This is a genomic window from Oerskovia sp. 140933 (assembly GCF_059651515.1).
Window position 1 is genome coordinate 12424 of record NZ_JAMXIO010000019.1, and the last position, 12911, is coordinate 25334.

A 12911-nucleotide genomic window follows, 5' to 3' on the forward strand; every position below is an offset into this window, starting at 1 on the left:
GTGCCGCGGTGCCGTTGTTCGCAGGTCCGCCTGGCGAGCACTAGGCTCTGCGGGTGCCCATCGACGAACCGGCGGCCCCGACCGCCCTCGAACCCGTGCCCGCCCGTCCGGGCGACGTGCAGGTGCTGGTCCAGCTCCTCGACGACGTGACCCCGGTGCCGGCCTACGCCCACCCGGGTGACGCCGGTGCCGACCTCGTGACGACCGTCGACGTGGAGATCGCCCCGCAGGGGCGCGCGACCGTCCCGACGGGGCTCGCGATCGCGCTGCCCGACGGCTACGCGGCGTTCGTGCACCCGCGCTCGGGCCTCGCCGCCCGGCACGGCCTGACGATCGTCAACGCGCCCGGGACCGTCGACGCGGGCTACCGCGGCGAGATCAAGGTGATCCTCCACAACACGGACCCGTCGGTCCCGGTGGTGCTGCACCGCGGGGACCGCGTCGCGCAGCTCGTGATCCAGAAGGTCGAGCACGCCCGCTTCCTCCAGGCCGAGCGGCTGCCCGGCTCGCACCGCGGAGAGGGCGGGTTCGGGTCGAGCGGCGGGTGGGTCGCGGCGCCCTGAGACCGGTGCGTCCGCAGTGTTCGCCCGTGGCCGACGACGGCCACGAGGCCCGCGCAGCGGTCTAGGGTGGTAGGAGCAGGGCGGTCCGACCGTCCGAACGAGCCGTGGTCGATGGTCGACGCGGTGAAGAGCTGAAGGAGAGCGTCCGTGGGTTTGTTCCGGCGTAGTGCGTCGCAGAAGTCGAGCGACGAGGCGGTCGTCGCCGAGGGCTCCGGGACCGAGGAGACCTCCGCTGCCGCGGACGGGTCCCCGGCCGCTCCGGCTCCGGTCGCTCCTCCCACGGGTGCCCGCGGCCCGTTCGACTCCTCGCAGGTGAGCGAGCTCGGTGCTCGTGCGGACCTCGGTGCCATCTGGCTGCCGGGAGTCCCGGGCATGGAGCTGCGCATGGAGGTGGACAAGAAGACGCAGAAGATCACGGGGGCCGCGGTCGCGGTCAACGGCTCCGCGCTGCAGATCCAGGCGTTCGCCGCGCCGCGCACCATGGGCATCTGGGACGAGATCCGTGAGGAGATCGCCGAGTCCGTGCGCCAGCAGGGCGGGACGGTCGACGACATCCCCGGCACGTTCGGTCGCGAGCTGCTCGCGAAGCTCCCGGCCACGGGACCCGACGGTCAGAAGGGCTTCCGTGCCGCCCGGTTCGTCGGGGTCGACGGCCCGCGCTGGTTCCTGCGGGGCGTCCTGACGGGCAAGGCGGCGGTGGACCCGGAGGCCGCCAGGCTCCTCGAGTCCGTCTTCGCGAACATCGTCGTGGTCCGGGACCAGAACGCCCGCCCGCCTCGTGACCTGCTCGCGATGCACCTGCCGGGACAGGCACCGCGTCCTGCGGTCGCAGCCCCGGAGGGGGCCGCCCCGTCGCTCCCCACCTTCGACCCGCTGACCCGCGGGCCGGAGATCACCGAGAGGCGTTGACCGCCGTGACGCTGCGCCAGGCCCTGCACTCGGTGCTGGCCTCCCAGGAAGAGCTCACGGCGGACGAGGAGCGGCTCGACTCGGCCAGCCAGGTGGGCTGCTCCGCGGTCTCGGACCTCGCGAACCGCAAGCGTGCGACTGTCTCGGGCGTCATGCGGTCGGTCATCCTGCGCCCGCGAGAGGGTGTCCCCACGGTCGAGGCCGAGCTCTACGACGGGTCGGGTTCGCTCGACCTGGTCTGGCTCGGGCGTCGCCAGATCGCGGGGGTCGAGCCCGGGCGTCGGGTCCGCGTCGAAGGACTGGTCTGCGAGATCGCCGGCCGGCGCACCATGTTCAACCCCCGCTACGAGCTGCGCCCGCGCGCAGGCGAGTGAGCCCGTGACCCACCCCGACCCCGCAGGCGAGAGAGACGACATGACGCACGAGGCCCACCCGTCGCCGGACCCGCTCTCCCGAGAGGTCGAGGAGGTCGCGGACGTCGTCGACGACGTCGTCCCCCCGGACGAGGGGTCGGCCCGGGGCGTCCGTTCCCTGGCGGGGGAGTCCTTCTCGCTCGCGGAGACCATCGGCGGGGTCCGGGGGCTCGTGGAGTCCATGGCGCCGGGTCTCGTGTTCGTGGTCGTGTTCATCGCGACGGGCAACACGCTGCGCCCCGCGCTGATCGCCTCGGTCGCGGTGGCGCTCGTCGCCGTCGCGGCGCGACTGGTGCAGCGCACCCCGATCACGCAGGCGTTCGGCGGGTTCCTGGGCGTCGCGATCGGCGTGCTGTGGGCGTGGCGGTCGGGCGAGGCGCAGAACTACTACGCGGCCGGTCTGCTCACGAACGCTGCCTACCTGGTCGCGATGACCGTCTCCGTGCTCGTGCGGTGGCCCGTGGTCGGGCTGGTCGTCGAGGGGCTGCGCAGCGGCTGGACGGACGGCGACAAGGTCAAGGCCGCGGTCGCGGCCGACGAGGCTCCGTACGGTCCTGAGGCCTCGGACGAGGCTGCGCCGGGCGGCGAGCAGACCGACCCCGCTCCCGGTGCGTTCCGTGCCTGGGCCGACCGCTGGCGCGGGGACGCGGCGCTCATGCGCCGGTACGCGCTCGCGACCTGGTTGTGGGTCGGCATGTTCGCCCTGCGCCTGGCCGTCCAGGTGCCGCTGTTCGTGGCCGGCGAGGACGCGATCGCCTGGCTGGGCACGGCCCGCCTCGTCATGGGCATCCCGTTGTGGGCCCTGACCCTCTGGGCGACCTGGCTGCTGGTCCGCCGCCCGCACACGGCGGCCCCTGCCGGGCCGGGGGCCGCCTGACCCTGGGGCGGGCTGAGCCCCTCAGACGGGAAGACCCGTCGTCTCGTCGACGATCCCGTTCCCCCCGTCGGGCGACGCGTCGACCAGGACCCGCAGGAGCTCTGCCTCGTCGACGTCGCGCCCGGTCACGATGAGCAGCTCGTCGCCCACCTCGAGCGTGTCGTCGATGCTCGGCGCGATGGGCTGCGTCCCGCGCACGATCGCGGCGAGGACGGTGTCCTGGGGCCACGGCACCTGACCGACGCGCGTGCCGATGAGCGGCGAGTCGGGGGGCAGCGTCAGCTCGAGGATGTCCGCCCCCGACTGGTGGAACGTGAAGATCCGCACGAGGTCCCCGACGGCGACGGCCTCCTCGACCATGGACGTCATGATGCGCGGCGTCGAGACGGCGACGTCGACGCCCCACGACTCGTCGAACATCCACTCGTTCTTGGGGTTGTTCACGCGGGCGACGGTGCGGGGCACGCCGAACTCGGTCTTGGCCAGGAGCGAGACGACGAGGTTGACCTTGTCGTCGCCCGTGGCCGCGACGATGACGTCGCACTCGTCGACCTTGGCCTCCGCCAGGGTCGGGAGCTCGCACGCGTCCGCGAGGAGCCAGTCGGCGTCGGCGACCTGCGCGACGCGCATCGCGGCAGGCTGCTTGTCGATGATCATGACCTCGTGGTCGTGGCTGAGCAGCTCGCGCGCGATCGAGCGCCCCACCGACCCGGCTCCGACGATGACGACGTGCATCAGTTCTCCTCGAGCTTCGGGGCGTGCGTCAGGAGGCGCTCGACCGTGGGGGCGTCTGCCGCACGCATGAGGACGTGCAGCACGTCGTTCTCCTGCAGGACGGTCGTGGGGGTCGCGAGGACGCCCTCGCCGAACCGCCCCAGGAACGCGACGCGCGCGGAGGTCGCGGCCTCGATGGTGGCCACGGAACGACCGACCCACCCGGGGTGGAAGTCGGTCTGCGCGAGCCGGACCTGTCCCGAGGGGTCGCGGTACTCGTCGGTCGCGCCGAGCGGGAGCAGGCGACGCAGGACCTGGTCCGACGTCCAGCGGACGGTCGCCACGGTCGGGATGCCGAGACGCTGGTAGATCTCGGCACGGTGCGGGTCGTAGATGCGGGCCACGACGTTGTCGACCCCGTAGGTCTCGCGGACGACGCGGGCCGCGAGGATGTTCGAGTTGTCCCCGTCGGAGACGGCGGCGAACGCGTACGCGTCCTCGATCCCCGCCTGGACCAGGGTGTCCCGGTCGAAGCCCAGGCCGGTCACCTTCTTGCCGGAGAACTCTGCGGACAGCCGTCGGAAGGCGTCGGGGTTCTGGTCGACCACGGCGACGGAGTGGCCGCGGTTCTCGAGAGACTGGGCGAGGGTGGCGCCGACCCGGCCACATCCCATGATCACGAAGTGCACGAGCGAAACGCTACCGCGCGCGGGTCCGACGCAGGTACCCGGTCCGGGCGCGGCGCGGGCGCGGGTGCTCCGGGGGCGGACCGCGCTGCCCGACGGCGCCCGGACGACGGCGCCTCGAGGGGCGCGCCGAGATCCGTCGGGCACGCGGAGGGGCCGCGAGCACCTGGAGGGCCTAGCATGGGCCAACGTGTCGGATATCGCTGATGCCGCCAAGCGCCTGCTGCTCGGACGCCCCGTCCGCAGCGACGACTTGGGGCACACCCTGCTGCCGAAGCGTATCGCGCTCCCGGTGTTCGCCTCGGACGCGCTCTCCTCGGTCGCCTACGCGCCCGACGAGATCCTCCTGACCCTCTCGATCGCGGGGCTCGCCGCGACCACGATCTCCCCCTGGGTGGGGCTCGCGGTCGTCGTCGTGCTGCTGACCGTGGTCGCCTCCTACCGGCAGAACGTGCACGCCTACCCGTCGGGCGGTGGGGACTACGAGGTCGCGACGGTCAACCTCGGCCCGACGGCGGGCGTCGGCGTCGCCTCGGCCCTCATGGTCGACTACGTGCTCACGGTGGCGGTGTCGATCTCATCGGGGGCGCAGTACGCGGCGGCCGCCCTGCCGTTCCTGCGGGGCCACGAGGCCTCGTTCGCGATCGGGCTCGTCGTCCTGCTCACGCTGATCAACCTGCGCGGGGTCAAGGAGTCGGGGTCGTTCTTCGCGATCCCGGTCTACCTGTTCATGCTCGCGGTCGGGATGACGGCCGTGGTCGGGTTCGTCCGGTACGCCACGGGGACCCTGCCCATGGCCGAGAGCTCGACCTACGAGCTCGTCGCGGAGAGCCACTTCGACCAGGGGTTGACCGGGATCGCGGGCGCGTTCCTGGTGGCCCGGGCGTTCGCGTCCGGCTGTGCCGCGCTCACGGGCGTCGAGGCGATCAGCAACGGGGTGCCGGCGTTCAAGAAGCCCAAGTCCCGCAACGCGGCCACGACGCTGGCCCTGCTGGGCGGCATCTCGGCGTTCATGATCATGACGATCCTCTTCCTCGCGCAGAAGACCGGCGTGCACTTCGCCGAGAACCCGCCCGAGCAGCTCACGATCGACGGTCAGCCGGTGCCGGAGGGGTTCGTCCAGGACCCCGTGCTCGGGCAGATCACCCAGGTCGTCTTCGAGGGCTTCCCGATCGCCTTCTACTTCGTGGCGGCCGTGACGGGCCTCATCCTGGTGCTCGCGGCCAACACGGCCTTCAACGGGTTCCCGGTGCTCGGGTCGATCCTCGCCAAGGACGGCTACCTGCCGCGTCAGCTCCACACCCGGGGCGACCGGCTCGCGTTCTCGAACGGCATCGTGACGCTGGCTGTCACGGCGATCGCCCTCATCTGGGCCTTCGACGCGCAGGTGACCCGGTTGATCCAGCTCTACATCGTGGGTGTCTTCGTGTCCTTCACGCTCTCGCAGCTGGGCATGATCAAGCACTGGACCAGGGAGCTGCGCACGGTCCCCGACCCGCGCTTCCGCACCAAGATGAAGCGGTCCCGCGTCGTCAACACGATCGGCTTCGCCATGACGGGCACGGTCCTGATCATCGTGCTGCTGACCAAGTTCACGCACGGTGCGTGGATCGCGATCCTCGCGATGGCCGTGGTGTTCGTGCTCATGCGCGCGATCCGCAAGCACTACGACTCGGTGAGCGAGGAGCTCACGCTGGGCGAGGACCCGGCGGCGGCGCGCGCGCTGCCGAGCAGGGTCCACGCGCTCGTCCTGGTCTCCAAGCTGCACAAGCCCACGATGCGGGCCCTCGCCTACGCGCGGGCCTCGCGCCCGTCCGTGCTGGAGGCCGTGACGGTGGGTGTGGACCCGGACGAGGTCGCCGAGTTCACGGCCGAGTGGGAGGCCCTCGACCTCCCGGTCCCGCTGCGGGTCCTCGACTCCCCGTACCGGGAGATCACGCGGCCGATCCTGTCGTACGTGCGCTCGATCCGTCGGGAGAGCCCGCGCGACCTCGTGGTGGTCTACATCCCGGAGTACGTCGTCGGGCACTGGTGGGAGCACCTGCTGCACAACCAGAGCGCGCTGCGGCTCAAGGGACGGCTGCTGTTCACGCCGGGCGTCGTCGTGGCGTCGGTGCCGTGGCAGCTCTCGTCGACCAAGGGGCAGACGGGTCTGGAGACGGAGAACTTCGCGGCCCAGCAGCGGATCAACCGCCGCTACTGAGGCCCTGCCGGCCGGGGCGCGCACGACGACGTGTGCGGTCCCACGTCCCGCACGGGTCGGTCCGGAGCCGTGGGCGGTTCGCGTCCGGGATACTAGGGGGGTGTCTGAAACCCTGAACCCCACGTCCACCGCCCCTGAGTCTCAACCTCTGGTCGAGCTCGAGGTCGGACCTGTCGCGCACGGCGGCCACTGCGTCGCGCGACACGACGGGCGCGTCGTCTTCGTCCGGCACACGCTGCCGGGCGAGCGGGTGCTGGCCCGGATCACCGAGGACGGCGAGACCGCGAAGTTCTGGCGTGCCGACGCCGTCGAGATCCTGGAGCCCTCCGCGGACCGTGTGCCCGCTGCCTGGCCGGCCGCCGGCCCGGGCGGAGCGGGCGGCGGCGAGCTGTCGCACGTCTCGCTGCCCGTGCAGCGCCGCTGGAAGGCCGCGGTCCTGCAGGAGCAGCTCAAGCGGCTCGCCGGCCTTGACCTTCAGGTAGAGGTTGAGGCTGCGCCGGGCGACGACGAGCGCGGCGGCCTCGGTTACCGCACGCGCATCGACCTCGTCGCCGACGAGAAGGGCCGTGCCGGCATGCGCGTCTTCCGGTCGCACGACGTCGTGGCGCTCGACGAGATGCCGCTCGCGTCCCCCGAGGTCGCGGCCCTCGCAGAGGCCGAGGAGGTCTTCACGCGCCGCTGGCGCCCCGGGACGCGCCTCGAGCTCGTCGCACCGGCAGGCGGGGCTGACCCCATCCTGCTCGTCGACGGCGTCGTCTGGCACTCGGGTCACATCGACCGCCGACCGCACGCCCGCCGTGCGGTCACCGAGACCGTGACCGTCGCGGGCACCGAGCACTCGTACCGGGTCGCCGCCGACGGGTTCTGGCAGGTCCACCGCGAGGCCCCCGCACTGCTCGCCGAGGCCGTGCTGCGGGCCGCGGGGCCGATCGAGGAGGCGACCGTCGTCGACCTGTACTCGGGCGCCGGGCTCTTCACGCTCCCGCTGGCCGACGCCGTCGGTGAGACCGGGCGGGTCGTCGCGATCGAGGGGGACGAGCGCGCCGTCAAGGACGCCCGCCGCAACGCGTTCGAGAAGCCGCAGGTCGAGCTGCACCACGGCCCCGTCGAGAAGGTGCTCGCCGCCAAGGACCACGCCGCCCCGACGGCCGACGTCGTCGTGCTCGACCCCCCGCGCACCGGGGCGGGCCGCAAGGTCGTCGACGCGGTCGCTGCCCTGCAGGCACCGCGCGTCGTCTACGTCGCGTGCGACCCCGCAGCCCTCGCCCGCGACATCGCCTACTTCGCCGAGCACGGTTACGGCGTCGAGTCGGTCACCGGGTACGACCTGTTCCCCCACACCCACCACGTCGAGGCGATCGCGGTCCTCACGCGGTGAGCCGCCGGTCCTTCCGGCGGCCCTGACCTGTAGCGTCGTGCGGACGACCGACTGGTCGTCCGCACGCGCAGGAGCGGGCGGTCCAGCCGTCACGTCACGCTCGCGGGACGCGCGCGACGGGCGGCCGGGCGAGGCCGCGGGCGACCGGGACCGAGCGCGACCCGCGCTCGCCTGTCGTCCCTCGGCTTCTCGGGGGACGATGGGTGGACGCGCCGGAACGCACCGGCCCGAGGAGCGGAAGAGGGCGCATGCAGGTCACGGTGGTGGTGCCGACGTTCGACGAGGGTCCCAACGTCGCCGAGCTCGTGCGCCGTCTCGGGGAGGCGGTCGACGGGATCGACACCGAGGTGCTGTTCGTCGACGACTCACGGGACGACACGCCCGACGTGATCCGCCGCGTGGCCGCGTCCGCCCAGATCCCGGTGCGCCTGCTGCACCGCGACGAGCCCGTCGGCGGGCTGAGCGGGGCAGTGGTCGAGGGCCTGCGCGACGCGCGCGGGGAGTGGGTCGTCGTCATGGACGGTGACCTGCAGCACCCTCCCGAGATGGTCCCCGTCCTCCTGGAGACCGCGCTGTCGACCGGCGCGGACGTCGTGGTCGCCTCGCGGTACGTCGGCGGCGGTGACGCGGGCGGGCTCGACGGGCGGTGGCGGCACCTGGTGTCGACGGCGTCCTCGCTCCTGGCCCGTTCCATGTTCCCGGTCCGGCTGCGGAACGTGACCGATCCGATGACGGGGTTCTTCGCCGTGCGCACGGCATCGATCGACCTCGCCGCGCTGCGTCCCCGCGGCTTCAAGATCCTGCTCGAGATCCTGGCCCGCAACAAGGTCGAGGTCGTCGAGGAGCCGTTCGTGTTCGGGGAGCGGTTCGCGGGGGAGTCCAAGGCGACCTTCGCGAACGGCCTGCGGTACCTGCAGCAGCTCACGGCGCTGCGCTTCGGACGGATGTCGACGTTCGCCCTCGTGGGAGCCTTCGGCGCGGTCCTCAACCTCGCGATCATGTGGGGCCTGGAGCAGTTCGGGGTGCACTACATGCCCGCCGCGGTCGTCTCGGCGGCGGTGACCATCGTGACGAACTTCCTCCTGCTCGAGCACTTCGTGTTCCACGACCTGCGCTCGGAGGGGCGCAGCGTGTGGAAGCGTGCCGCGCAGTCCTTCACGTTCAACGGCATCGAGGCCGCGGTGCGGCTGCCGTTCCTGCACTGGCTCGTGGTCCTGACGGGCATGCCCCCGGTCCTCGCGCAGGCCCTGACCCTGGTCGTGGCGTTCCTGCTGCGCTTCGTCTTCCACGCCCAGGTCGTCTACCGCCCGCGCAAGGACGTCCCCGAGCGGGTCACCCCGCTGAGCGGCGAGCCGTCGAGCACCGCGCTCGACGAGGAGTAGCGCCCGCCCGGCCGGCGACCGGCCCCCAGCGGGACTGCCATGATGGTCCCCGCGGTCCGCTCCGGACGCGACCGACCGGTGGAGGACTCATGGGCATCGTCGACAACGCGGTCTACGTCGACGGACGTCGCACGGCCAACCCGACGAGCCTCGACGAGACGTTCGAGACCCTGCGGGAGCGTCACGGGCTCGCGTGGATCGGCCTCTACCGGCCGAGCGAGGCCGAGATCCGTGCGGTCGCGGACGAGTTCTCCCTCCACCATCTCGCGGTCGACGACGCGATCGCGGCCCATCAGCGGCCCAAGATCGAGCGCTACGACGACATCCTCTTCGTGGTCCTGCGCCCGGCCCGGTACCTCGACGACGAGGAGCGCGTCGAGTTCGGCGAGCTGCACGTCTTCGTCGGGCCGGACTTCGTCGTGACCGTCCGGCACGCCGAGGCCCCGCACGTGGGGGCCGTGCGCCAGCGGCTGGAGGCCGCGCCAGAGCTCCTGCGCCTCGGCCCGGAGGCGATCCTGTACGCCGTGCTCGACCAGGTCGTCGACGAGTACGCACCCGTCGTCGCCGGGCTGCAGAACGACATCGACGAGATCGAGGACCAGCTCTTCAGCGGCGACCCGGCCGTCTCGCGACGCATCTACGAGCTGTCCCGGGAGGTCATCTCGTTCCAGCGGGCGACGCACCCGGTCGTCGGCATCCTCCAGGCGCTCGAGAGGGGCTTCGAGAAGTACGACGTCGACATCGAGCTCCAGCGCAACCTGCGTGACGTGCTGGACCACTCGCTGCGCCTCGCGGAGCAGGCGGACTCGTTCCGGGTGCTGCTGCAGAACGCGCTCATGGTCCAGGCCACGCTCGTCGCGCAGCACCAGAACGAGGAGATGCGCCGCCTGTCGGAGACGAGCCTCGCGCAGGGTGAGGAGGTCAAGAAGATCTCCTCCTGGGCGGCGATCCTGTTCGCACCCACGCTCGTGGGGACCGTCTACGGGATGAACTTCGCCCGCATGCCGGAGCTGGGCTGGGCCTACGGGTACCCGCTCGCGGTCCTCGCGATGGTCGCGATGGGCTTCTCGCTCTACCTGATCTTCAAGCGCCACCGCTGGTTGTGAGGCGGCCCGTCGGTCCCGCCTCGCCAGGGCATCCGCACCCCCCGACGGGCACAATCGACGGGTGAGCAGTCTCGCCGACGACGACGCCCCCGCGACCGGACCCGACGGTCCGGCGGGCGCTCCGCCGTCGGGCGCGGGGCAGGGGACCGGGGCCGGCGCGGACCCGGGCCTGAGCGCCGCCGAGGTCGCCGCGCGCGTCCGCGCCGGGCAGACCAACCGCGTCGCCCGCTCGACCTCGCGCTCGCTCGCCGCGATCCTGCGCTCGAACGTCTTCACGCTCTTCAACCTGATCCTCGCGGTCGCCGTGGTCCTCGTGCTGCTCACGGGGCGGTGGCCCGACGCGGTCTTCGGGTTCGTCGTGGTCGTCAACGCCGGGATCGGGATCGTGACCGAGTACCGGGCGAAGCGGACGCTCGACCGGCTGTCGATCCTCACGGCCCCGTCGGCGCGCGTGGTGCGCGACGGGACCGAGCAGGACGTCGCGGTCGACGACGTCGTCCTCGACGACGTGCTGCTCGTCGCGACCGGGGACCAGGTCCCGGCCGACGCCCGCGTGCTCGACGTCACGGGCCTCGAGGTCGACGAGTCCATGCTCACGGGGGAGTCCCGGCCCGTGCGCAAGGCGGTGGGCGACGAGGTGCTGTCCGGGTCCGCGGTCGTCGCGGGCTCGGCGGTCGCCCGCGTGGTCCGGGTCGGCGAGGAGGGGTACGCGCAGCGCATCACGTCCGAGGCCAAGAGGTTCTCGGTCGTGCGCTCGGAGCTGCGCGAGGGTGTGAACAAGATCCTCAAGGTCGTCTCGTTCGGGATCGTGCCGATCTCGCTGCTGCTGTTCTGGAGCCAGCTCCACTACACGGGCGGCGTGCGCGAGTCGATCGCGGACGGGACGTGGCGCGACGGCGTCGTCGCGGCCGTCGCGGGCGTCGTCGGGATGATCCCCGAGGGTCTCGTCCTGCTGACCTCGCTCAACTTCGCGATCGCCGCCACGCTGCTCGCACGCCAGCAGGTCCTCGTCCAGGAGCTGCCCGCGGTCGAGGTCCTCGCACGCGTCGACGTCCTGTGCCTCGACAAGACGGGCACCCTCACCGACGGGCACGTCGCCCTGACCGGGCTGCGCGACCTCGCGCCCGTCGCGGGCGCGCGCGAGGCGCTCGCGGCCCTGGCGGCGGACCCGGACGGCAACGCGACGTCCCGGGCGCTCGCGGACGGGCTCACGGGCACGACCGCGGCGACCGTGCGCGGGACCGTCCCGTTCTCCTCGGCGCGCAAGTGGAGCGCGGTGCTCACGGGCGCGGGCGCGTTCGTGCTGGGGGCGCCCGAGATCCTCCTCGCGGGACGCTCGGACGCTCCCGCGGTCGCGGCGCTCGCCCGCGTCCGCGAGGCGGCGGGGAGCGGTGCGCGCGTGGTCCTGCTCGCCCACGCCCCGGCAGGGCTCCCGACGGCGCAGGCGCCGCTCCCGGACGACCTGGTGCCCGCGCTGCTCGCCGTGCTGGGGGAGCGCATCCGCCCCGACGCCGCGCAGACCCTCGAGTACTTCCGCCGCCAGGGGACGCGGGCCAAGGTCGTCTCGGGCGACAACCCCGACACGGTCGCGGCCATCGCGACCATGGTCGGGCTGCACGGCGACGGGGTCCGCGTCGAGGGCTTCGACGCCCGGTCCCTGCCCGCCGACCCGGACGAGCTCGCCGAGGTCGTCGACGCGCACGACGTGTACGGGCGCGTGACGCCCGAGCAGAAGCGGGCGATCGTGCACGCGCTCCAGTCGCGCGGCCACGTGGTCGGCATGACGGGTGACGGAGTCAACGACGCCCTGGCGCTCAAGGACGCCGACCTCGGGATCGCGATGGGCAACGGCGCGCCCGCGACCAAGGCCGTGGCGCGCGTCGTGCTGGTCGACGGCCGGTTCGCGACGCTGCCCGGTGTCCTGGGCCAGGGGCGCCGGGTCATGGCGAACATGGAGCGCGTCGCGAGCCTGTTCCTCGCCAAGACGACGTACGCCGCGATCCTCGCGGTGTCGGTCGTGCTGCTCGTGTGGCCGTACCCGTTCCTGCCCCGGCACATGACCCTCGCGGGGTCGCTCACGATCGGCATCCCCGCGTTCTTCCTCGCGCTGCCGCCCAACGACCGCCGGTACCTCGCGGGCTTCCTGCGCCGGGTGCTGAGCTTCGCGGTCCCCGCGGGCGTGGTGATCGGGGCGGTGATCCTGGCCGTGTACGGGTACCTGCGCCCGCTCGTGGGGACGGGTGACGCGCGCTCGGCGTCGACGCTCGTGCTCATCGGGGTCTCGCTGTGGATCGTGGGCATCCAGGCCCGCCCGGTCAACGGGTGGAAGGTCGCGCTGGTCGCGGCGCTCGCGGCCTGCGCGGTGCTCGCCGTCGCGGTCCCGTGGGTCCGCGACTTCTTCGCGCTCGAGGTCCCGACGGCGTCCGAGGCCGTGGTGATCGGTGTCGCCGTGGTCGTGGGGTGGGCCGCGATCGAGGGCGTGTACCGCGTGCTCACGCCGCGGCTCGCGGGGGTGTCCACGCCCGGGCCGATATCTTGACGTCAAGATAAATGCGCTATGCTGTGTGTCGGCGACATTTCGGTGCGTCGCCGGGCCCGGCGTAGGCTGGGCAAAGCCCCCCAGAACCATCTTGATCGTCATTCGACGACCTGCCGTGCCGGGCGCGCGGCGCGGGCCGTA

11 protein-coding genes are annotated in these 12911 nt (G+C 72.6%); 9 read left to right on the forward strand and 2 right to left on the reverse strand.

Going from position 1 to position 12911, the window contains the following annotated elements; all coding sequences use genetic code 11:
- Positions 1–95: 95 nt before the first annotated feature.
- From dut to NHG27_RS11390, 4 genes are all read left to right on the forward strand, one after another.
- The gene (gene dut, locus NHG27_RS11375; protein WP_407671892.1) at positions 96–563 is read left to right on the forward strand and encodes a dUTP diphosphatase; all 468 of its coding nucleotides are present in this window, start codon (positions 96–98) and stop codon (positions 561–563) included.
- 147 nt (positions 564–710) lie between these two features.
- Entirely contained in the window at positions 711–1472 is a 762-nt protein-coding gene (locus tag NHG27_RS11380) for a DUF3710 domain-containing protein (protein WP_193719899.1), read from the forward strand.
- Between the two features lie 5 nt (positions 1473–1477).
- Positions 1478–1846, forward strand: coding sequence for an OB-fold nucleic acid binding domain-containing protein (locus NHG27_RS11385; RefSeq protein WP_193719954.1), 369 nt, complete (start codon positions 1478–1480; stop codon positions 1844–1846).
- A gap of 40 nt (positions 1847–1886) precedes the next feature.
- Positions 1887–2762, forward strand: coding sequence for a DUF3159 domain-containing protein (locus NHG27_RS11390; protein WP_497016374.1), 876 nt, complete (start codon positions 1887–1889; stop codon positions 2760–2762).
- A 21-nt stretch (positions 2763–2783) separates the two neighbouring features.
- Here NHG27_RS11390 and NHG27_RS11395 read toward each other — a convergent pair whose 3' ends face one another.
- Together NHG27_RS11395 and NHG27_RS11400 are read right to left on the reverse strand one after the other, a co-directional pair.
- On the reverse strand, positions 2784–3497 hold the full coding sequence (locus NHG27_RS11395; protein ID WP_193719901.1) for a potassium channel family protein: 714 nt from the start codon (positions 3495–3497) through the stop codon (positions 2784–2786).
- Positions 3497–4150 carry a potassium channel family protein gene (locus NHG27_RS11400; protein ID WP_497016412.1) on the reverse strand — a complete coding sequence of 218 codons (654 nt, stop codon included), beginning with the start codon at positions 4148–4150 and terminating at the stop codon, positions 3497–3499. Before NHG27_RS11400 ends, NHG27_RS11395 begins: the two co-directional genes overlap by 1 nt.
- Positions 4151–4352: 202 nt before the next feature.
- Here NHG27_RS11400 and NHG27_RS11405 point away from each other — a divergent pair, with 202 nt between their 5' ends.
- From NHG27_RS11405 to NHG27_RS11425, 5 genes are all read left to right on the forward strand, one after another.
- The gene (locus NHG27_RS11405; protein ID WP_193719902.1) at positions 4353–6365 is read left to right on the forward strand and encodes an APC family permease; all 2013 of its coding nucleotides are present in this window, start codon (positions 4353–4355) and stop codon (positions 6363–6365) included.
- 100 nt (positions 6366–6465) lie between these two features.
- Complete coding sequence (locus tag NHG27_RS11410; protein ID WP_497016375.1) at positions 6466–7743, forward strand: class I SAM-dependent RNA methyltransferase; 1278 nt, start codon at positions 6466–6468, stop codon at positions 7741–7743.
- Positions 7744–7991: 248 nt separating this feature from the next.
- The gene (locus NHG27_RS11415; RefSeq protein WP_497016376.1) at positions 7992–9125 is read left to right on the forward strand and encodes a glycosyltransferase; all 1134 of its coding nucleotides are present in this window, start codon (positions 7992–7994) and stop codon (positions 9123–9125) included.
- An 89-nt stretch (positions 9126–9214) separates the two neighbouring features.
- Positions 9215–10231, forward strand: a complete 1017-nt coding sequence (locus NHG27_RS11420) for a magnesium and cobalt transport protein CorA (protein WP_193719905.1) — start codon at positions 9215–9217, stop codon at positions 10229–10231.
- Positions 10232–10292: 61 nt separating this feature from the next.
- A complete protein-coding gene (locus NHG27_RS11425) occupies positions 10293–12770 on the forward strand; it encodes an HAD-IC family P-type ATPase (RefSeq protein WP_497016377.1) in 2478 nt (825 codons plus the stop codon).
- Positions 12771–12911 lie beyond the last annotated feature (141 nt).